The sequence below is a fragment of the Pediococcus acidilactici genome (assembly GCA_024970065.1).
Classification (GTDB): Bacteria; Bacillota; Bacilli; order Lactobacillales; family Lactobacillaceae; genus Pediococcus; species Pediococcus acidilactici_A.
Genome location: CP103908.1, coordinates 1,284,348 through 1,305,990 on the forward strand (window position 1 = coordinate 1,284,348; position 21,643 = coordinate 1,305,990).

General features: G+C 43.4%; 21 protein-coding genes. 5 read left to right on the forward strand and 16 right to left on the reverse strand.

Annotated features, from left to right (window positions below; all coding sequences use genetic code 11):
* Positions 1-188: 188 nt before the first annotated feature.
* The 6 genes from rbsK to purB form a co-directional block, all read right to left on the reverse strand.
* A complete protein-coding gene (gene rbsK, locus NYR25_06090) occupies positions 189-1,103 on the reverse strand; it encodes a ribokinase (protein UWF33162.1) in 915 nt (304 codons plus the stop codon).
* A 143-nt stretch (positions 1,104-1,246) separates the two neighbouring features.
* Positions 1,247-1,984, reverse strand: coding sequence for a YebC/PmpR family DNA-binding transcriptional regulator (locus NYR25_06095; protein ID UWF33163.1), 738 nt, complete (start codon positions 1,982-1,984; stop codon positions 1,247-1,249).
* Positions 1,985-2,200: 216 nt separating this feature from the next.
* Positions 2,201-3,634, reverse strand: coding sequence for a multicopper oxidase domain-containing protein (locus NYR25_06100; GenBank protein ID UWF33164.1), 1,434 nt, complete (start codon positions 3,632-3,634; stop codon positions 2,201-2,203).
* Positions 3,635-4,047: 413 nt separating this feature from the next.
* Positions 4,048-4,605, reverse strand: coding sequence for an elongation factor P (efp, locus tag NYR25_06105; protein UWF33165.1), 558 nt, complete (start codon positions 4,603-4,605; stop codon positions 4,048-4,050).
* Between the two features lie 285 nt (positions 4,606-4,890).
* Positions 4,891-5,445 carry a cysteine hydrolase gene (locus tag NYR25_06110; GenBank protein UWF33166.1) on the reverse strand — a complete coding sequence of 185 codons (555 nt, stop codon included), beginning with the start codon at positions 5,443-5,445 and terminating at the stop codon, positions 4,891-4,893.
* 32 nt (positions 5,446-5,477) lie between these two features.
* Positions 5,478-6,779 carry an adenylosuccinate lyase gene (purB, locus tag NYR25_06115; protein ID UWF33167.1) on the reverse strand — a complete coding sequence of 434 codons (1,302 nt, stop codon included), beginning with the start codon at positions 6,777-6,779 and terminating at the stop codon, positions 5,478-5,480.
* A 183-nt stretch (positions 6,780-6,962) separates the two neighbouring features.
* Between purB and NYR25_06120 the strand changes: the two genes are divergently transcribed.
* Entirely contained in the window at positions 6,963-8,255 is a 1,293-nt protein-coding gene (locus NYR25_06120; GenBank protein UWF33168.1) for an adenylosuccinate synthase, read from the forward strand.
* Positions 8,256-8,337: 82 nt separating this feature from the next.
* Here the strand turns inward: NYR25_06120 and NYR25_06125 are convergent, their stop codons facing one another.
* Both NYR25_06125 and NYR25_06130 read right to left on the reverse strand, forming a co-directional pair.
* Entirely contained in the window at positions 8,338-9,132 is a 795-nt protein-coding gene (locus tag NYR25_06125; GenBank protein ID UWF33169.1) for an SDR family oxidoreductase, read from the reverse strand.
* Between the two features lie 24 nt (positions 9,133-9,156).
* Positions 9,157-9,996, reverse strand: a complete 840-nt coding sequence (locus NYR25_06130; protein UWF33170.1) for an aldo/keto reductase — start codon at positions 9,994-9,996, stop codon at positions 9,157-9,159.
* A 129-nt stretch (positions 9,997-10,125) separates the two neighbouring features.
* Between NYR25_06130 and NYR25_06135 the strand changes: the two genes are divergently transcribed.
* Positions 10,126-10,497: a helix-turn-helix transcriptional regulator gene (locus NYR25_06135; protein UWF33171.1), complete on the forward strand. Its 372-nt coding sequence runs from the start codon at positions 10,126-10,128 to the stop codon at positions 10,495-10,497.
* A 92-nt stretch (positions 10,498-10,589) separates the two neighbouring features.
* On the opposite strand, the gene NYR25_06140 is transcribed toward NYR25_06135, so the two are convergent.
* Positions 10,590-11,429: a hypothetical protein gene (locus NYR25_06140; GenBank protein ID UWF33172.1), complete on the reverse strand. Its 840-nt coding sequence runs from the start codon at positions 11,427-11,429 to the stop codon at positions 10,590-10,592.
* 285 nt (positions 11,430-11,714) lie between these two features.
* On the opposite strand from NYR25_06140, the gene NYR25_06145 reads away from it, so the two are divergent.
* Positions 11,715-12,446 carry an aquaporin family protein gene (locus NYR25_06145; protein ID UWF33173.1) on the forward strand — a complete coding sequence of 244 codons (732 nt, stop codon included), beginning with the start codon at positions 11,715-11,717 and terminating at the stop codon, positions 12,444-12,446.
* Positions 12,447-12,608: 162 nt separating this feature from the next.
* On the opposite strand, the gene ccpA is transcribed toward NYR25_06145, so the two are convergent.
* Positions 12,609-13,610 carry a catabolite control protein A gene (ccpA, locus tag NYR25_06150; GenBank protein UWF33174.1) on the reverse strand — a complete coding sequence of 334 codons (1,002 nt, stop codon included), beginning with the start codon at positions 13,608-13,610 and terminating at the stop codon, positions 12,609-12,611.
* Between the two features lie 164 nt (positions 13,611-13,774).
* Between ccpA and NYR25_06155 the strand changes: the two genes are divergently transcribed.
* Positions 13,775-14,869, forward strand: coding sequence for a Xaa-Pro peptidase family protein (locus tag NYR25_06155; protein UWF33175.1), 1,095 nt, complete (start codon positions 13,775-13,777; stop codon positions 14,867-14,869).
* 97 nt (positions 14,870-14,966) lie between these two features.
* Here NYR25_06155 and NYR25_06160 read toward each other — a convergent pair whose 3' ends face one another.
* Entirely contained in the window at positions 14,967-15,317 is a 351-nt protein-coding gene (locus tag NYR25_06160) for a hypothetical protein (GenBank protein ID UWF33176.1), read from the reverse strand.
* A 12-nt stretch (positions 15,318-15,329) separates the two neighbouring features.
* Positions 15,330-15,740 carry a DUF948 domain-containing protein gene (locus NYR25_06165; GenBank protein UWF33177.1) on the reverse strand — a complete coding sequence of 137 codons (411 nt, stop codon included), beginning with the start codon at positions 15,738-15,740 and terminating at the stop codon, positions 15,330-15,332.
* A 124-nt stretch (positions 15,741-15,864) separates the two neighbouring features.
* Here NYR25_06165 and NYR25_06170 point away from each other — a divergent pair, with 124 nt between their 5' ends.
* A complete protein-coding gene (locus tag NYR25_06170) occupies positions 15,865-16,710 on the forward strand; it encodes a mechanosensitive ion channel family protein (GenBank protein UWF33178.1) in 846 nt (281 codons plus the stop codon).
* Between the two features lie 150 nt (positions 16,711-16,860).
* On the opposite strand, the gene NYR25_06175 is transcribed toward NYR25_06170, so the two are convergent.
* From NYR25_06175 to trxA, 4 genes are all read right to left on the reverse strand, one after another.
* The gene (locus tag NYR25_06175) at positions 16,861-17,454 is read right to left on the reverse strand and encodes an XTP/dITP diphosphatase (protein UWF33179.1); all 594 of its coding nucleotides are present in this window, start codon (positions 17,452-17,454) and stop codon (positions 16,861-16,863) included.
* Between the two features lie 9 nt (positions 17,455-17,463).
* Positions 17,464-18,261 carry a glutamate racemase gene (gene murI, locus NYR25_06180; protein UWF33180.1) on the reverse strand — a complete coding sequence of 266 codons (798 nt, stop codon included), beginning with the start codon at positions 18,259-18,261 and terminating at the stop codon, positions 17,464-17,466.
* 269 nt (positions 18,262-18,530) lie between these two features.
* Complete coding sequence (gene ppsA / locus NYR25_06185) at positions 18,531-20,930, reverse strand: phosphoenolpyruvate synthase (GenBank protein UWF33181.1); 2,400 nt, start codon at positions 20,928-20,930, stop codon at positions 18,531-18,533.
* Positions 20,931-21,328: 398 nt separating this feature from the next.
* Positions 21,329-21,640 carry a thioredoxin gene (trxA, locus tag NYR25_06190; GenBank protein ID UWF33182.1) on the reverse strand — a complete coding sequence of 104 codons (312 nt, stop codon included), beginning with the start codon at positions 21,638-21,640 and terminating at the stop codon, positions 21,329-21,331.
* Positions 21,641-21,643: the final 3 nt, after the last annotated feature.

Sequence of the window (21,643 nt, forward strand, 5' to 3'; positions counted from 1 at the left end):
AAGCCAAAATTAAAAGGGGCTTCCCAAGAAATAAAAAATCTTGGAAAGTCCCTTTAAATAGTCAAATTCGCCAACTTTCGACGGCGATAGTTTTTATCCGAGCACCACCAACACTGGTATTTTTCCTACTTGTAAATTAAACCATTTGGCTTTAACTTGGCGTTTGTTTAATTTAAATAATTTTAACGCTATTTTTCTTGCACTTCTTCACGGGTCGGGATTGAAGGTTGTGCCCCCATCTTCTGTACTGCCAATGAAGAGGCCTTATTTCCGTATTCAATTGCGTCCTTTAGGTTGCTCAAGTCCGGGTTTAATTGCGAACTAAGCGCACCTAAGAAGGTATCTCCAGCCGCAGTTGTGTCTACTGCCCGGACCTTAAAGGCCGGAACGATGCCGTGTTGCTTACCATCGTCATAAAATACGCCCTTGCTTCCTAGCGTGATGATTACGGTTGCTACGCCTAATTCGTGTAAACGTTGGGCGGCTTTAAGCATGGCTGCCTCATCAACCACGGCAACGCCCGTCAGAATTTCAACTTCCGTTTCGTTGGGGGTGATCACGTCCGTGTTTTCTAACAGTTCGGTTGGTAACTCAGCCACTGCTGGAGCCGGGTTTAAAATGGTTTTTACCCCTAATTCTTTGGCCATTCGAAAAGCGTACTGGGTAGTCGCCACCGGTGTTTCTAATTGTGCAACCATTAAATCTGCTGACGCAATTTGTGCCTGCGCTTTTTTCACGTCCGCTTCGGACAATTGCGCGTTGGCGCCCCCGTATATCAAAATCCGGTTCTCGCCACTTTTTTCTACCATTACAAATGCTTGCCCAGTACCAGCTTCTTCATCTACCGCCACTAAATCAGTGGTAACCCCACTATTTACTAGCTGTTGCAACATAAACTTCCCGTTTTCGTCTGCACCAACCCGGCCGATGAAGCTTGTTTGTGCGCCGGAGCGGGCAGCAGCAATCGCCTGGTTAGCTCCCTTACCGCCGCCAGCCATGTCTTGATTATTCAATGCTAACGTTTCACCAGGTTCCGGAACCCGATCCATTTGTAAAATCCGATCCACGTTTAAACTACCTAGCACAACTACTTTATTAGTCATTTTGCCACCTCATTATCATTACGTATGCAATGATTTTACCACACCGGTTTTACACACGCCTACCACCATTGGAACTTTCTTTTATTAAAAAGACACAAAAAAACCAACCACCCAAAATGGGGGGTTGGTTCTGAAATTCATTATTATTCAGCGTCATCTGGTAAAACAGCAGCTTCGTACACTTCTGAAACGTCGTCGTTGTTTTCCAATTCGTCGATTAATCCCGTGTATTGCTTTACCTTATCAGCAGGGACTTGAGTTTCCGTTTCCGGAATCATGGTCAATTCAGCATTTGCTAAATCGTAACCCTTAGCTTCAAGTGCGTCGCGAACGGCAGCAAATTCTTTAGGATCCGTGTAGATTTCGAAAACTTCATCAGAAGTTTGTACGTCATCAGCACCCGCTTCAATAGCGTCTTCCATCATTTGGTCTTCGTCTTTATCTAAACCTTCGCGTTTGATAACGATGTAACCCTTCCGGTCAAACATGTACGAAACTGAACCAGTCGCTCCTAATGAACCACCATGGTGAGTGAATGCGGAACGAACAGCAGCAGCCGTCCGGTTCTTGTTATCAGTCAAAGCAGAAACGATAATTGCAGTTCCCGCTGGTCCATAACCTTCGTAAGTAATTTCTTCGTAGTTAGCTCCACCAGAACCACTACCCTTATCAATAGCACGTTTGATGTTATCTTTTGGCATGTTAGCTGCACGAGCTTTATCCATCATTAAGCGAAGTTGAGGGTTGGCAGAAGGGTCCGGACCCCCAGCTTTAACTGCCACGTAGATCTCCCGGGAGATCCGTTGGAAAATTTTACCACGTTTTGCGTCTTGGGCGTTTTTACGGCCTTGAATATTATGCCACTTTGAATGTCCTGACATTTCCGAACTCCTTCTTTCATATTATATTTATCGTATTCATAGACGCTTAATATGATACGCTTCCGAAATATGCTTGTCAACGAAAGTTCGTACTCATTCAAGATCGATTCCTCATCCATAATTCGCCACGTTTCCACCCGGAAGTTATTCAGATTGTTTACCGGCCGTTATTGCGCGCTAACTTGTTGGGCTCAACCGCAAAACGCCCCTAAATTCCTACATTTTGTGGTTCATTGGCATTAAATGATATTCAATTGGGTGATCAGGATCAAAAATTTCAATTTGCGCCATCATTCCGGTATCTTCATGTTCCAGAATATGACAATGGTACATAAAGATTCCTAGTTTGGTAAATTTAACCTTAATTCGAACCGTTTCGTTAGGGTTCACTCCGATGGTGTCTTTCCAACCATGTTCGTTAGGGTTAACTTCGTGGCCGTTGCGGTCAATCAACTGGAATTGGCAACCGTGAATATGGAACGGGTGGATCATCCCACCTTCCATATCGTTAGTGTTGGAAACCTCCCAAATTTGGGTTTGGTCAACTTGTTGGCGGGTGTCAATACGTTGCATATCAAACAGTTTGCCATCTAACCGTACTTGGTCATCCATCCCGGACATTACCGTTTTGAAAACCGGTGTACTTTCGTCAACCGGCAAAGCTGGAATTTCTGCTAACGGTGACGGTAATAGCATATTTTCCTTCTTAATGTCGCCAATTTTGAACTTAATTAGGTCGAAGTCGTCAGTTTGCAAAATTACCTCTTGCCCCGGTTGGTAATCGGAGAAGTTAACCAACACGTCGGCTCGTTCAGCACAAGTTAACATAATGCGATCCATTTCGACGGCTTCCGGCAACAATCCCCCGTCGCTACCAATCTGGGTGAACGGATGATAATCCGCAAAGTGCAGCCGCCATTCCCGCCGGTTAGAACCGTTCAAGAAGCGCAGCCGGACAATTGGTTTTGTAACGTTAACCACCGGGTTGACCGTACCATTAACCAACGCGTAATCGCCCAAAGTCCCATCCACATCGTAGTCGGCTTTGTAATCTAGCTGGTTGTCATGGTAGCTGCGATCTTGCAATACCACTGGGAAATCATTAACTCCCCAGCGCCGTGGAAGTTTAAGGCTCTGCTCGTGTGCATCGGTAATGATTACTGGAGCTGCTAACCCGTTCCAAACTTGACGAGCCGTTTCTGGACATGGATGCGGATGCAACCAAATGTTAGCCGCCGGTTGGTCGACCGTAAACGTAATTTTACGTTCTCCGTGGGGATAAACGGGCGCATGCGGTCCCCCGTCTTCGTAAGGTCCCACAATGTTTAACCCATGCCAATGGAAAGTAGTAACTTCGTCTAACTCATTTTTTAAGGTAACGTGGTAGGTTTTACCAGTCTCAAATTGAATTGCCGGTCCCAAAATGCTACCGTTGTATCCCCATGTATGCGTTGGCTTACCAGGCAAAATGCTCGTTTCGCCGGCTTGCGCGGTTACCGTATAATAAACCTCGTTTCCTTCTATCCGATCGGGTTTCAAGAAAGCCGGAACGTTCAATGGATGCTCTTCCCCAGGCGCCTTTTTTAACGGTCGGTAACCTCCATCATGATAATCATAGGCATTCTCATCATATAGATACTTTGTAATCATTTTGATTTCCCTCCCATTTTAAAGTTATGTATCAAACATAGCACTGACTCTAGCAGCATTCCGCCTGCCATGACGTACATCGCAGGCATCATTTGGTTAGTGGCCACCAAGTAAAACAAATACACGTAGAGCAATACAAAAAATATTGATCCAATTTTAGACTTAATCATTAGCTAACCCCCGTTTTTACTTTAGAACAATTATAAAGTACACCTAATTGCCAAAAATGTAAAGGTTTCCCTAAAAGTCTAAAGCAGCGCTCAACTTCATCGCGTTTGGCTTCCATGCTAAGTTAACCGCTCCCACTTACTAAAACAAAAAAAGCCGGGAAAATTTCCCAGCTTCAAGCATTCCTCGCAACGTTATCTAACTGCGAAAAGTAGATTAGCTATTTTAATTACGGATTTATACAATTACGCCCGTTTCGTGTAAGTACCCTTTTCAGTATTGATGATTAAAGTTTCGCCTTCTTGGACAAAGTCCGGAACGTTAACCACTAGGCCAGTTTCCATAGTTGCTGGTTTACCAGAGCCGGTTACCGTTGCCCCCTTAATGGAAGGTGAAGTTTCCACAACCTTGAGTTCTACCGTAGTTGGGAGCGTAATCCCGATCACTTCGTCACCATAGAAGTTAATTTTCACTTCCGTGTTTTCTAGTAAGTATTTCATTTCTTGCTCGATACTTGAAATCGGTAGTTCGTATTGTTCGTAAGTTTCCGTATCCATGAAAATCGCCATATCGTCTTGCCGATATAGGTATTGGGCTTCCTTAGTATCCACAATTGCTTGCTCAACTTTTTCGGTTGGCCGCATCGTAGTTTGCACGGTAGCTCCCGAACGCACGTCGTAAAGCTTCATTTGCATTACCGTGTTTCCCTTACCAGGCTTGTGATGGTTCGTTTCGAGAACTTTAATTAACTTACCATCCTTAATAAACGTCATTCCTGCTTTTAAATTAATTGCTTCAACCATTTAATCAATCTCCTTTAAGTTATTTACAATAAATATGGTATCCTCCCTAAAAACTTAGTTAGGAGGGATTGAAAAAATGCTCCGCATGATTTTTAGAGTAAAGCTCATCTGCGCCCTCCGCGATTTATTGTTTATATCCATTCTAGCATAAAAAAGCGCTTAAATGGATGCCTTCTCTTGACGGACTTAAAAAGCGCTTGGTCCATAAAAAAAGTGCAACGCTCACTATACCACTAAGTGACGTTACACTTCTTATTTCGATATTATTTATTAGGTATAAATTGACTATTCAATCGTTGCCCCTAACGCGTTTTTGAAATGGGATAAGGCCCAGTCTTGACCGTGTTCGGTGAACGTTGCGACCATCGTTGGGTCAATAATTAACTGGTAACCTAGATCATAAGCATCCACCGCCGTATGCAACACGCAGATGTCCGTGCAGACCCCCGCTAATCGCAGAGTATCCACATGTCGCTCACGTAAACGAATATCTAAATCAGTGCCCGCAAAAGAACTATAACGAGTTTTAGCAAACTGCCGGACCCGTGGATTGTCTTGGTTCAATTCGTACCAGTCCTTTAGTTGACCATACAATTCCCGTCCCCAAGAACCTTCTAAATTATGCGCATCAAATAATTTGGTTTCGGGATGATAAGGATCCTTTTCAACATGTAAATCCGTTGGGAGCATTACCCAGCCACCTTCGCGAAGTTCGCGATTGGCCGCTTTAATCAAAGCTGGTTCAATTGCTTGACCCACCTTGCCAGTCGTTAACGCTCCATTTGTAGCAACAAAATCATTTGTATAATCAATAATCAGTAAAGCTTCGTTTGCACCCATTTTAATTCCTCGCTTCCTGGTTTCGCACCTGCTTATTCTACGTTAATTCCACAACGTTGGTAAATCGCGTCAACGTTCTTCAAGTGGTAGCGATAGTTAAAAATTGATTTAACTTCTTCATCACTTAACGTCGTCTTTATTTTACTATCTTTAAGCAGTAAGTCCATAAAATGCTGCCCAGTGTTCCAAACTTCCATGGCAATTGGTTGAACAGTATCGTAAGCCTCTTCACGAGTCCAACCCTTATCGATGAGCTTGAGCATTACTTGTTGTGAGAAAATCAGTCCGTGGGTCATTTCCAAATCTTTTTTAATTTCGTCTTCGTTGATGACCAGGTTGTTTAAAATCCGGTTCATCCGGTTTAATACGTAGTCCACCAGGGAAGTGGCGTCTGGTAGAATCACCCGTTCTGCCGAAGAATGCGAAATATCACGTTCGTGCCATAAATTCATGTTTTCAAAGGCCGTAACCATTTCGCCACGCACCACCCGGCTTAATCCGGAAACATTTTCTGAACCGATCGGATTACGTTTATGTGGCATTGCGGAAGAACCCTTTTGCCCCTTAGCAAAGCCTTCGCGCATTTCGTTAACTTCGGTACGTTGTAAATGCCGAATCTCGGTTGCCATTTCTTCAATTTGGGAAGCAATTAATGCTAGCACGCTAAGGTATTCGGCGTGTAAATCCCGCGGTAAAATTTGGGTGGAAATTTCTTGGTGTCGGATTCCCAACATTTCGCAAACCCATTCTTCAATTTGAGGAGTAATATTAGCAAACGTTCCTACCGCACCACTAATTTTACCAACTTCAATATGTTGGCGAGCCTGTTTGAAACGTTCAATATTACGATTAATTTCGGAATACCAGCGTAAGAATTTCAAGCCAATCGTAGTCGGTTCCGCATGAATCCCGTGGGTTCGCCCTACCGTAATCAAGTCCTTATACTTGATTGCCATTTCCTTCAAGGTTGCTTGTAGCTTTTCTAAATCAGCCGCAATAATTTTGTTTGCAGCCTTAATTCGCAACGATTGTGCAGTATCGACCACGTCCGTACTGGTTAACCCGTAGTGAATCCATTTCCGTTCTTCACCCAAAGATTCGGAAACCGCCCTCGTGAAGGCAATTACGTCGTGGTGAGTTTGACTTTCAATTTCATCAATGCGGGAAATGTCAAACCGGGCGTTTTTTTCGATTAACGCCAAGTCTTCATCAGGCACTTTTCCAACCTTATTCCAAGCTTTAACTACCGCAATTTCGACTTCTAGCCAACTGTCAAACTGCGCTTGCCGGTTCCATATTTTTTGCATTTCAGGTCGTGTATAACGATCAATCATTTAGATTACCCCTCGTCCTAAAAAAATTATTTACTAACCTATTTTATCAAATTCTCCCTAATTAATAAACGCGAACTATCAAAAGCTTTACTCTGTCAATAATTCGGGTCGACTCATTTAAATTTAACCCGTTTTATGTTATTATCAGGAAGTTGTGTATTGATAAAATATGGAGGAATGAAGATGACAGCTACAGTAGTAATCGGCAGCCAGTGGGGCGACGAAGGAAAGGGTAAGATCATTGATTTTTTAGGACAAAACGCTGATGTTACCGTTCGTTACTCTGGTGGAGATAACGCAGGTCATTCCTTGGTCGTTAACGATCAAAAACTAGCCTTGCGACTAATCCCATCCGGAATTTTGGCGCCTAATTCAATTTGCATCATTGGCAACGGAACCGTGGTTAACCCACACACCCTGTTGGACGAAATTAAGGAATTAAATCGAGCTGGCGTAAACACCGACCACTTGAGAATTTCTGACCGGGCGCACATCATTTTCCCTTACCACATCTTGCAAGATCAACAACAAGAACGCGACCGTTCGAAAAATGGTGAAAAGATTGGTACTACCAATAAGGGAATTGGTCCAGCATACATGGATAAGATGCAACGGATCGGAATCCGGGCCGTCGACTTGCTTGATGCTGAAGGATTAAAAGAAAAGATTTCTTTTAACTTAGCACAAAAACAACGGGTTTTGGATGATGATCTTTGGGAACAATTACCAAGTGTGGACGAACTTACTAAGCAATACGCTGAGTACGGCCAAATCCTTAAGGATTACATCACCGATACCAGTTACTTAATCAACACTAAATTGCACGAACAAAAACGGGTCCTCTTTGAAGGCGCACAAGGTACCATGCTTGATATCGACCACGGTACCTACCCATTTGTTACCTCATCAAACCCAACGGCGGGTGGCGCTGCTACCGGTTCTGGAATTGGGGTAACTAAGATTAAGCACGTCATTGGCGTATGTAAGGCATACGTTTCCCGAGTTGGTGAAGGTCCTTTCCCAACCGAACAAATTAACGAAATTGGTGATCGTATTCGCGAAGTTGCTCACGAATACGGTACCGTTACCCACCGTCCGCGGCGGATCGGTTGGTTTGACGGAGTTTTGATGAAGTACGTTGCCGACGTTAACGGCTTGACTGACCTAGTTGTCAACTGTCTCGATGTTCTGTCCGGCTTTGATGAAGTGAAGATCTGTACTGGTTACCAAACCGACCACGGTGTAATCAATTACTACCCCGCTTCCGAAAAGGAATTGGAAAACCTAACCCCAATTTACGAAACTTTGCCAGGTTGGCAAGAAGATCTAACCCAAATGCAAACTTATGATGAATTACCAACCAACGCGAAGAACTACCTTAAGAAAATCGAAGAGATTACCGGCGTTCAAGTTAGTGCCTTTTCAATCGGTCCTGACCGTGAACAAACCGTGGTAATCAACGATATGTGGGGCTAAACTTTATTAATCAAGAAATGAATCTATATAAAATAAAAGGTCTTGTAGCATCCATCCCGGATGTTGCAAGGCCTTTTTCAATTTAAAAAATAGTCGGTACTAGTCCGCCGTCAATTCTTAAAGCTTCTCCAGAAAATGATGAAGAATCCGGACTAGCCACAAAAGTTACGAACCGTCCAATTTCTGCAGGACGAATAAGGCGCTGAATTTGTGATCTTGAACGGTGATTCTTCATAAAGTCCGTCTCCCACCGTTCCTCAGGAATTCCGCTATCCTGATACATCTCGGTAAGCATCTTTTGGACCCCTTCCGTAAGCGTTGAGCCCGGCATCACCGTATTTACCGTTACATGAGTGCCCACGGTCAGGTTCGATAGGCTCTTTGCCAGAGATAAGTTCATGGTCTTCGTCATGCTGTACTGGGGCATTTCTCCCGAAGGCATCACGGCTTCTTCACTAGCAATGAAAATCACCCGCCCAAAATCTTGTTCCAGCATGTGGGGCATGTAAAATTTAGCTAGCGCATTACCTGATAAAACGTTGGTCCGGAAATAACGTTCCCAAGTTTCGTCATCAATCTCCCAATACTCCATGGTGCCAAAAATTCCCATATTATTTACTAAAATGTCAACTTGGGGAAATTTTTCAAACAACGCTTGCCGACTTGCATCATCAGTGAGATCAAAAGGAGCTCCCTGCGGACGAGTTCTCGGAAATTGCGTTTTAATTTCATCGACTACCTTTTGTACGTCCGCAGCACGACGACCGTTAATAATTACGTTAGTCCCCTCCCGGGCCATTTCCAGCGCAATTGCTTTTCCGATGCCCTTAGTTGAACCAGTTATTAACGCTAATTTACCATCTAAATGTAATTCCATATTTAATTATCCTCACTTTCCAATTTAAAAATCAAACGTGTCTGGGTCGGGACCTACCCGTAAATTTTCATTTAGCTCATTAATTTGGGCCATCTCGGCGGCGGTTAGTTCAAAGTCAAAGACTTCCGCGTTACTCTTAATTCGGGCGGGCTTGACTGATTTAACTACCAACAAAACGTCCCGTTGGATGTCCCACCGTAAAATAATTTGAGCGACGCTCTTCTGGTGGTTTTGTGCAATTTCTTTCAGAACAGGATTATCCAAAATTTTACCCTGCATTAACGGCGACCAAGCTTGAATTTTCAAGTTGTGAGCGGACGCAAACTTGATCAATTCCGTTTGGCTTAACTTCGGGTGGGTTTCCACTTGGTCGATTACCGGCATAACTTCTGCGAATTCGGCCAGCTCTTTTAAATGGCTGATTTGGAAATTACTTACCCCAATCGCCTTGATTTTACCGTCGTGATAAAGTTTTTCTAACGCCTTCCAAGAATCCCGGAAAGCGTCTTGACCCGGCCAGTGAATTAAATACAAATCAAGATAATCCAAACCCAATTTAGCCAAGCTATCTTGAAAAGCTCGGAGCGTTTCATCATAAGAAAGGTGATCATTCCACACCTTAGAAGTGATGAATAAGTCTTCTCGCCTTAGCCCGGTTGCGGCCATTCCAGCTTTAATTCCGGCGCCGGTTCCCGCCTCGTTGCCATATATTTGGGCGGTATCAATCAAACGGTACCCCGCTTTGATGCCTTCGGCAACCACTTGTGCAGTTTGCTCATTAGGAATCTGAAATACTCCCATCCCCAAACCTGGCATAGACGTGCCATTGTTTAAAGTTACGCGATCGTCTAAAGATTTAATCATGTTAACCAATGCTCCTTAATTAGTTTAGTAAAGCAATTATATGAACAAAGTTTCTTTTAATCTAGTACCGACTTTAATGTGCTATACTTACCAAAAAGTTACTTTTAGTGTTTACGGGAGTGCATTTTAATGGAGAAAAAAATATACAATATCGGAGTTGAAGCAACGATGGACGTGATTGGCGGAAAATGGAAGCCAATTATCCTGTGCAACCTTCGCCACGGGAAACAACGCCCAAGCGAATTGCGTCGGCAAATTTCTGGCATCAGCCAAAAAATGCTCACTCAAGAATTACGCGAATTGGAACGAGATCACATTGTAGTCCGCAAATCTTACAACGTAATTCCCCCTAAGGTAGAATATTCCCTCAGTGAATATGGATTGACCTTGTCTACCCTATTAGACCAGTTGTGTTCATGGGGTGAAATGCACGTACAGACTTTACAAAAAAATGGCGTAGATGTTGAGTTAAATTGTGCCGGCACGCCCACTACAAATTAAAAACACGGAGCTGAATCGTCGTCAGAGCGATCCAGTTCCGTGTTTTTTATAAATTTAATTTCTTCAATTACATAGTTAAGAGCTTGTTTAGTTTACCGCCGAGTAAGTTGTTGCCGGACTTTAGCAAGTCCTGTGCTAAACACCGTTAAAATAATGCCCAATAAGAATAACCCTAGCGCGATCGTAAATTCTCGGACCAATAAGTCTTGTCCTGCAGCTTGAACAATTTGCTTGACCACCGGATATTGAATTGGTAAATTACTCAACACGTTGCTTACATACCCGATTCCACAAATAATGGCGACGAAGCCTCCCACCACTAGCAGTGTGGATCCTACTGTACTAACTAACCGTTTGCGAAGCAGCGCATATCCTAACGTTAAAATTAAACCTACGCCACTAATCCAGATTACGGATTGGTCAATCTTGGAAAGCTTTTGCACTTGCCCTGCGTATTGCGAAAGCTTTTGCGTATCAAGCTGACTGTTAAAGACGGCCACTACTTTACTAACCACCATTCCGTTAACCGTCTGTTGAAAGGCTCCGGCCGCTTGCGTATTTTGGTTAACCGCGTTAGTGATGATATTTTCATCGATGTGGACTTGTTGACCGTCGTAGAATTGTTGAACCATCGTCTTTAATTCTTCATTAACTAAATCATCCGGAATTAAGTTGGTTTGGTTAATCCCCGCTTGTTGCAACTGGGTATCTAACTGTTGGTTAATCACTTCGGCCGCGTTGGATTTTTCAATCTGTTGCTGAACGTAGTTAGCGTTAAACACGGTTTGTTTAGCTGAAACCGCCCCAAAGAAAAATAACCCTAACAAAATCATTAGTACCCTTGCAATCACTAGTCGGGGTGGCCGCACCGGCTCCGCGGTTTTCCCCGCTTTTTCGGTATCCTTGGCTTCCAAACGACTTTGCCTACTCATTCTAGTTTCTTGAATTTTGACCACTTCCCCTTCTCAATTGTAGTTTATCCTTGCCTTATTATTCCCCATTCGCATTGGCTAAGGTCACCCCCTAGTCAACTGCCATATTCACTTCTTAGTTTATCATTTCAAGCAATTTTTCTTCAATGAAAGCAGATGTAATTTACTTTTTTCTTTGAAAACTCTCCCGAAAGCTTGCAAAATTAGTATTGCATATCCCCTTTTAGATAAGATATACTTTTAAACAGTGTGTCTCATCAAAATACATTTTAAGGGAGTTAGATGATGGAATATAGTTTTTTTGCTAAATTAGCTGCCGAATTTTTAGGTACCGCTATTTTAGTTATTTTAGGAAATGGTTCAGTTGCCAACGTGGAACTTAAGGGAACCAAGGGAAACGGTAGCGACTGGCTAGTAATTGCCGTTGGTTACGGTTGCGGGGTAATGGTTCCGGCATTGATGTTTGGTACCGTATCAGGAGCCCAAATCAACCCCGCCTTTACAATTGGGCTAGCCGTTTCTGGAATGTTTAGCTGGTCTCAGGTCATCCCATTCGTAGTTGCGCAAATGCTTGGGGCAATTATTGGACAACTAGTTGTTTATTGGGCTTACTTACCCCACTACGACCAAACCACTGACCCAGAATCAATTTTTGGAACTTTTGGAACCATTGACGCAAGTGATAGCTTATGGAACGGTTTCGTTAACGAGTTTGTTGGTTCGTTCATTCTTTTCTTTGGAGCAACGGCCTTCACTCACGCACCATATTTTAAAGAAAACATGAGCTCAGTATTTATCGCTCTAGGATTCTTGGTTGGAACTTTGGTCGCTTCACTTGGTGGTGCAACTGGTCCAGCCCTCAACCCTGCCCGTGACTTAGGTCCTCGTTTAGTTCACGCTATCTTACCAATCAAACATAAAGGTTCTTCCCAATGGAACTACGCCCCAATTCCAGTAGTTGCTCCTATTTTAGCGGGAATCTGTGCGGTAGCGTTGTACAAAGGGATCTTCTTATAAAAGACTTATACATAAATAGTCCAAACTAACTAATATATATATTAAAAAATAGGTGGAACTCGGCGTTTTCCGGCAACGGAAATCCGCGTTTCCACCTATTTTTATTAGCAATATTCGGCATTAAAAAACGGGCCCGGCCAAATTCGCCGTCCCGTCTTGGTTTTATTTAGTTGATTGTCTGAACACCATGTCAAATGGCAAGGTAATGTTACGTTCTTCAACTTCTTCTTTATTCATTAACTTAGTCAACAACCGCATTGCAACTGCCCCAGTATCGTACATTGGATGACCAATTGAACTGATTTGTGGCCGAACCATCTTAGTTAAGTTAGTGTTGTTGCTAGTCATAATTTCAAATTCTTCTGGAACTTTTACGTTAAGGTCTTGTAAACCATTTAATAGACCAACTGCTAAACGGTCGTTAGCAACGAAAGCAGCCGTGATGTCGCTAGAAGCAATTTGCGAAGCTAATTTAATTCCGTCTTCATAAGTGTTGGTAGTTTCAAATACTAGGCTTTCATCAAAATCAATCTTTGATTCTGCCAAAGCACGTTTGTAGCCTTCGATCCGGAACTTCCCGTTTACTGGTTGAGAAAGTGGACCGGAAACAAAGGCCACCTTCTTGTTTTTGTTTTCAATTAATTTACGTACCGATTCGTAAACGGCAGCTTCGTTATCAATGCTGACCGATGGTAAAGCATGCTTATCATCAACAGATCCTGCAAAAACTACCGGAGTCCGCGCTGATTTCAAAGCTTCCCGCAAACGGTCGTCAATTGCATTTCCCATGTAAATAACCCCGTCAACTTGCTTTGCAAGTAAGTTTTCAAGTACTTCCACTTTTTTGTCGACGTCTTCATCAGAGTTTTCCAAAATAATGTTGTATTTGTACATTGAAGCGATGTCGTCAATTCCCCGTGCTAAGGCAGCAAAGAACATTTCGGTAATATCTGGCAAAATCACCCCAATGGTGGTTGATTTTTTACTTGCTAATCCCCGCGCAACCGCATTAGGATGATAATCTAAGCGTTCAATTACTTCGTTAACCTTCTTGCGCGTATCTGGCTTAACGTTAGGGTTCCCGTTAACCACCCGAGAGACGGTTGCCATGGAAACGCCGGCTTCACGAGCAACATCGTAAATTGTAATAGTTTGTTTTGACATGATAAATTCCTCTCCATCTTGATTTGATTTGTTTTCATACTGTTTTCAACGCCATGAATACGTTATCAAATTTTGTACCTTCTTGCAAGCTTTTTTTCGCTCTGTAGGCGAATTTTTTTGTGTGATATAATCAAGTTACTTTAAGTAAAGAAAGAAGCGATCAAATGTCACAATTAGAAAAAGTCCAAAAATGGGTTGCTGACCATCAATTGGACGTTGCTTACATCAGTAATTTTGAAAGTATTAAGTATTTGACAGGTTTTGGAAGCGATCCAATTGAACGGGTGCTCGCGTTATTTATTTTCCCTGACCAAGATCCTTTCTTATTTGCTCCCGCTTTAGAAGTTGAAGCGATTAAAGATACCGGCTGGAAGTACCCTGTTTATGGTTACCTTGATCACGAACAACCCTTCCATTTAATTGCTAACTACATTCGGGAACGGAACGCCAATCCCGTGCACTGGGGCATCGAAGAAGACAATCTTACCGTAGACCGTTACGAAGTTTTGCGTGCTGAATTTCCTAACGCTAAATTCGAAGCCAACCTAACCCCCGTTTTTGAAAAATTACGGATGGTAAAAACGGCCGATGAAATTGAAAAATTAAAGGCTGCCGGTGCCGAAGCTGACTTTGCATTCCAAGTCGGCTTCGATGCAGTTGCCGCAGGTAAAACCGAAGCAGAGGTTGCTGCCGAATTGGAATACGCACTTAAAAAGCGTGGCGTAATGGAAATGAGCTTTGACACCCTCATTCAAGCGGGTGCTCACGCGGCTGAACCTCACGGGGCAACGGCCATGAACAAAATTGAAAATAATGAATTAATCCTCTTTGATTTAGGTACCGTGCACGATGGTTACATTAGTGACGCTTCCCGGACGGTCGCTTTAGGACAGCTAAACGACAAACAGGCTGACATCTACAAGGTATGCTTGGAAGCACAATTAACTGCACAGGATTATGCTAAACCAGGGATTACGGCCGCTAGCTTAGATAAAGTTGCTCGTGATATCATTGATAAGGCGGGTTATGGTGAATACTTCATTCACCGCCTCGGCCACGGAATGGGCATGGGCGAACACGAATTCCCTTCAATTATGGAAGGTAACGATTTAGTCCTTGAAGAAGGCATGTGTTTCTCCATCGAACCAGGGATTTACATTCCCGGTTTTGCTGGAGTTCGAATTGAAGACTGTGTTCACATCACCAAAGACGGTTGTGAACCTTTCACCCATACTTCTAAAGAACTTAAGTACCTATAAAATTTAAACTTCATCAAATTCAAATTAAAAGTGGGAACCAGAAATCTTTTTAGTAATTTCTCGTTCCCACTTTTTTAACGTTAAATTTCATGAGTAATTAGTCTTCTAATTTGTGAGGCATGAAAACTTCGGTTGGCTTTTCATAAGGTGCCGTTGCCATTTTGTCGAGGATCACGTCCTCTTCTTCGGTAACTTCGTCGTCACCATTAAACTTTTCGTTTGCACGGTTAGCTAAGTCCATTCCGCGTTGCTTAAGTTCATCGACCGAGGCCGCTGCCTGTTCTTTTAAGCCGGCCATGTCAAAGTCGTTTGCTTCCATGAAATCGTCAACCTTTTTCATGGCTGCTTCCTTTAATTCTGCCGGAGTGGTATCCGTTAATTTAATTGCTGCTGCCGTAGCTGCTGCGCCACCTACAATTACCCCTAATAAGAAACTACTTTTTGACATTTACTTAACCTCCTACTTATTTTTTTGCCGATTTTTGTATAGATTAACCGCGCCCTTGCCAACGTTCATGGCTGTGGCAACCTTTCCCGTCTTTTTGGTCTTTGCGGTGTGGTTGACCTTACCAGCAAGTCGCCGAGTTGCTTGGTTTAAATCCGAAGTACTTTCGCTTAAATCCGCAACCGCTTGGAAAAGCGGGTCGATCGTTGCGACCTTACCATTAACGTCTTCCAATAACTCGTTTGCGTTGGCCATAATGCCTTCTGCCTCATGTGAAATTAAATCCACGTCTCTAGTAATGATTGCTAAACTGCGATTAATTTCTGCCAAAGTCTTTGAAGCATTTACCAGCACTAGACCGATAAATAATACTAAAACCAGCAACGCTACTGCCGCGATGATGGCTGCAATTCCGCCTCCAGTCATGCAATAATCCCCTCCCGTTAGTTTATGTCTCCAGAATAGCATTGTGGCCCGTGATGTGCAATGAAAACACCCTTAAACTCTGGTAAAATAAACTTACTTAACCTAACTAGAAAGGAATTACAACATGCCCCAAACCTTAGTAATCGGCGCCACTTTCCAGCCACTCCAAAGAGAATTATCACGAATTGACTGGAGTCAAATTGGTGCCAACTTTCTTAAGCATTTTTTACAAATCATTCTCATTAGCATTATTTTTTGGGTGATTAACCGGATTGGTAAACACTTGATTAATAAAAGCTTCGGGCCGTACCAGTCTCCCGATAAACAGTCGGCCCGTTCTCAGACTATTTTCGTAGTAGTAAGAAATATTTTCAAATATTCCGTAATGTTCTTTTACGTTTACACCATTCTTTCAAACCTCGGTGTCCCGGTCGGTACCCTAGTTGCTGGAGCTGGAATCCTCAGTGTGGCCATTGGTTTAGGTACCCAAGGATTGGTTTCTGACGTAATTAACGGCTTGACCATCTTGATTGAAGGCCAACTACGGGTGGGCGATAGCGTAACTATCCAAGGAATTGATGGAACGGTGGTCTCCATTGGATTACGGACCATTGAACTGCGCGCCTTAGACGGCACCTTGCATTATTTGCCCAACCGGAGCATTACAACCATTTCTAACCACTCTCAGGAAAACCAAAATATTACCATTTTCCTTCGTATTAAAGACCCGTTTAGAATTGACGAAGCCAAGGATTTGCTACAAGATCAACTACCAAAAGCTAAGCACCACACCACCAAACTAAAGGCGGGAATCGTTATCCAAGCTCCAGTTGCCGAAAAAAGCCATGGTTACCTCGGAGTCCAAATCTCCACGAAGGTGGCACCCGGCTATCAAGCAGCGATGCAAACTATGATTCTTGACCGTACCTTGAAAATTCTACGGGAAGCTCAAATTGAAGTGGAAAACTAACGTTACTTTTTCATTGATTATGTGAACGGAAATTTCCCCCTCAGAAAACTAAGCATTTCTTTATCACCATTTTTCAACAGTAAGATGTACGTTAAATTTTATTACCAAAAAAGCAATCTTTAAGGAAGCCCTTAGAGATTGCTTTTTAAATTACCAGAATTTATCAAACTTAGTTAATAAATCTTGGATGGCTAACGCCCGGTGACTAATTTGATTTTTTTCTTCCCGGGTCATTTGAGCCAACGTTTTTTGCTTTTCTTCCACGTAAAAAAGCGGATCGTAACCAAAACCATTTTCTCCGCGTGGAACGCTAAGGATCCGCCCACGGAGGTTACCGTTGGCCACTAATTCAGTACCATCCGGTTTCCGAACTACTACGGTGGTGTGGAAAGTTGCGGTTCGCTTCTCATCAGGAACCCCGCCTAATTCGGTAAGCACTTTGGCATTATTAGCAGCATCGTTATGATCTCCCGCATAACGTGCCGAGAAAATCCCGGGGCGTCCGTTAAGTGCGTCGATTTGTAAACCAGAATCATCTGCAAGGACCGGAATTCCAATAGCTTGGGCGTAGCTATCTGCCTTAAGGCGAGCATTTTCTTCAAAGGTTAAGCCATTTTCTTGAACATCAACGTCCTCATCAATGTCCTTTAACGACAAAACTTCGAGCCCCTTCGCAGTAAAAATCTGCTTAAATTCTTTTAGTTTACCTTCATTTTTGGTTGCTATTAAAATTTGATTACTCATCTTAATCTCCTAATCAATTTTTGCTAAGTTTACTTGTACATCCGGAGCAATGAGGCCCTGGGCAATGGTACGGAAGCTTTCAATATTAGCCGTAGCGAAATACTCTTCACTCGGAGTAGTAGTTGCTTCCCGTAAAAGGTGTCGTTGTTCGAGAACGTCCTTCAATTGGCGAACCGCCGCAGCTCCCGGATCAACCAACTTAACCCCGTTCCCCATTGCGGTTTGAATTCCCTTTGCTAAGAGTGGGAAATGGGTGCATCCCAGTACTAATGTATCAATGGCTTGCCCCTTTAACCCAGCAAGTTGTTGATCGATTACTTGCAAAGCTTTGGGTGTCGTCAACTGGTTATGCTCCGCCAGTTCCACAAACGATTGACAAGCAACCGGAAAAACAGCTGCTTGGGGCGCTAACTCTGCTAGCGCGGTTGAGTATGCTTGTGACTTAATGGTTCCTTCAGTCGCAATTACCCCAATCCGCTTGTTTTGCGTGGTTGCCACCGCTGCCTGCGCACCTGGTTGGATAACTCCAATTACTGGAATTGGTAACGTAGTGCTTAAAACCTGAAAAGCCGCGGTCGTTGCTGTATTACAAGCAATTACTAACGCCTTAACATCCTTTTTAATCAAGAAATCCGCCATTTGTTGCGAAAACTTGATTACTTCCGCCGTGGGACGTGGTCCGTACGGTACCCGGGCCTCATCTCCAATAAAAACAACCGCTTCGTTAGGCATCAGTTCCTTAGCCGCTTTTACAACGGTTAATCCGCCGACCCCGGAATCCATAAATCCAATTGGACGATTATCCATATTCTTTACCCCCAGACAAATCAATTACACATTGTCTATAATACTAAATTTTGGACAAAAAAGGAAAAGTCGTCCAAAAAAAGTAAGGAGGTTAAAATTCAGCCCGGAACATCACTTTAGGTAACTTGAATTTGGGCGACCGCTCCCGCTCGTTTAACGCCTTTAAAAGTAATAAAAAACTTCTCAAGAATTTTTAGTTTCTTGAGAAGCCATTTATTATTTCAACCTCACTTTTCAGAAAACGTGAATGCGGGATTCTTGAATTTTAATTACCAGTCGTAATCGGTAGGGTCCTGAATCCCCCTGCCGGTTGCTTTATCCAACATAATCCGTTGTTCAAAGTGAGCGACGTTCCGCTTAGTTTCTTTAACCATGTCTGGGTTAACCGAAACGTAGTCAATTCCACTTTGAATTAAGAAGTTAGTGAATTCAGGGAATTCGGATGGCGCTTGTCCACAAATCGAAACCGTCTTGCCATCCTTGTGTGCAGCTTCAATAAGGTGATGAATTGCCCGTTTAACAGCTAAATTCCGTTCATCAAAGAGCCGGGCAACCGTATCGTTGTTCCGGTCACATCCTAAAATTAACATTGCTAAGTCGTTCGAACCAATCGAGTATCCATCTACAAACTGGTTAAACTGATCTGCCAAGATGATGTTCGATGGAATTTCCGCCATCATGTAAACCTTAAAGTCCGCGCTCCGAACTAACCCTTCGTCTTGCATAATCGCGGTTACTTTTTGGGCTTCATCGACCGTCCGGACGAACGGAATCATCACGTTTAAATTCTTCAAACCAAATTCATTGCGGACCTTCTTAATTGCCGCAAGTTCTAATTTAAAGGCATCAACGTATTTTGGATCGTAGTACCGCGACGCTCCCCGCCAACCAAGCAAGTCCGCTGGTTCGTGAGGCTCATACTTGTCGCCACCCTTTAGTTTCCGATATTCACTAGATTTGAAATCGGATAACCGGAGCACTACCGGACGAGGTGCCATTGTCCGAGTAACCTTAGCAATCCCATCCGCAAGCATGTTGACTACTTTTTCGGGATGCCCTTGTTCAATTAGGTAAAGCGGGTGTTCGTGAATGTAAGTGGTCCAGAGAAATTCTTCACGCATGAGTCCAATCCCGTCAGCTGGCAAAGTGGAGTACTTTTCAACCAATTCGGGATCGCCAAGGTTCATCATTACCCGGGTAGCAGTTGGCGCAAAAGTTTCGGCAGCAACCATTTGATTACCCACTTGCTGTGCGGAAGCGGATTTCTTTAGCATGCTAGCGACTTTACCGTGGTAAACCACCCCATTTTTAGCATCAACGGTAACCACGTCGCCCGTCTTAAGAGCATCAGTAGCAGCCAGGTTCTTACTCTTAGTTCCCACAATACATGGGATTTGCATTTCCCGGGAAACAATTGCAGCATGGCAAGTCATCCCGCCATCGTTAGTAATAATCGCGGTAGCTTTCTTCATCGCCGGGACCCAGTCTGGAGAAGTCATCACCGTGACCAGAACCTCTCCTTGCTTAAATTGGTCAATGTCCTTTGGGTTATCAATAACGTGCACTATCCCGCTCGCTAATCCTGGGCTAGCTGGAAGACCGCGGACCGCCACTTTCGCATCCGCTTCCTTAACCACGTCGGCATCTGCTTCCTCCGTCTTATCCGCTGCTTTCCGTTGGGACCACACCGTCTCGGGACGTGCTTGTACAATCCATAAGCGGTTGGTATTGGCATCCAAAGCAAACTCCATATCCATGTAGCAGCCATAATGCTCTTCAATTGCCTTAGCATAGCCCGCCAACTCAATTACTTGACTATCCGTCAAAACTGGCTGGCCTTGGAGCTCTTCAGGAACTTTTTCTTCTACCGTACCACCATCAGGTAGTCGAACTAACCGAATTGGTTGCTTAATAATGTTCTTTTCAACAATTTTCATGGATTCTTTATCAATCACGAAATGGTCTGGAGTTACCTTCCCTAAAACAACGTATTCGCCAAGCCCATAGATGGCATCGATCACGATTTTAGAATCGTCCCCATCGGCAACGTTAACCGAGAACATAATCCCCGAGGCTTTAGAAAAGACCATCATTTGGATTGCCGCTGAAAGAGCGACCTTCTCATGTGGAAAATGTTGTTTATGCCGGTAATAAGTCGCCCGGTCGGTGAAAAGTGAAGAATAACAAAGCTGGACCCGGTTAACAACGTCAGCGGCCCCCTTAATATTTAAGTAAGTTTCTTGTTGGCCAGCAAACGACGCATTAGGTAAATCTTCAGCCGTTGCGGAAGAACGGATCGCAACGAAGGGGGCGGTTTGGCCAACTTTTTCAGCCAAATCCGCGTACGCTTGCTCAATGTCCTTTGCCAAATCAACAGGCATGGTGGCGTTAACGATTAAGTTCCGAATTTGTTCGCATGCCGAATGTAATTCCTCGGAATTTTCATAATCTTGGATGCTTTCTAGCAACTCGTTAACTTTATCATTCAAGCCCGTCTGGTCCATAAAATACCGGTACGCCCGGGCAGTAGTTGCAAAACCATACGGCACCGGCACATCCATTGCCGACGTCATTTCACCCAATGATGACGATTTGCCACCTACTAGGTTAACGTCTTCACGGTGTAATTCGTCAAACCACAATACATTTGCATTTTCACGGCTACTCATAAAAATTACCTCCTCATCAACAGAAACTTGACTTTAATCAAACAATCCTAAACAACTGATGGAAGCGTTTACATTCTACGACTATATTGTAGTTCATTTCTGCACAAAGTAAAAGAGTTCCTTCCCATTTTTTAAATTAAGTATGGTGGATATCAGCGGTTGCTAATGCTCGTCAAAGACCGTTAATCCAGCTATTGCAGCCTACCAAACTAATTAACCTGATTAACAATTCACCAGCCCGAAAATATGTGAACGTCAACACAATATCAAACTACGCCACCCTATCCGAAAATAAAATTATTTAACTCGCCGGCTAGCCTGTCGTTCTCCGTTAGCCCCGTAAACAAAAAGGACGAAAATTAGTGTAATGCTAATTTTCGTCCTTAATATTTCCCTAATTACAGGTATTGATTTAAAATCTTTGCTAATTGTTCTTTAGAATGGTAGCCCACGATGGTATCAACTACCGCGCCATCCTTCTTTACCATTAGCGTAGGGATGCTCATGATCCCAAATTTGCGCGCCGTTTCCGGATTTTGGTCGACATCCATTTTTGTAAATTTAACTTGGTCGCCCATTTCATCGGCTAATTGTTCCACTACCGGAGACTGCATCCGACAAGGGCCACACCATACTGCCCAAAAATCGGTTAACGTTACGCCACTACCAGTTTTTTCTTCAAAATTTGCGTCCGTAATTGCTTCAACCATGTT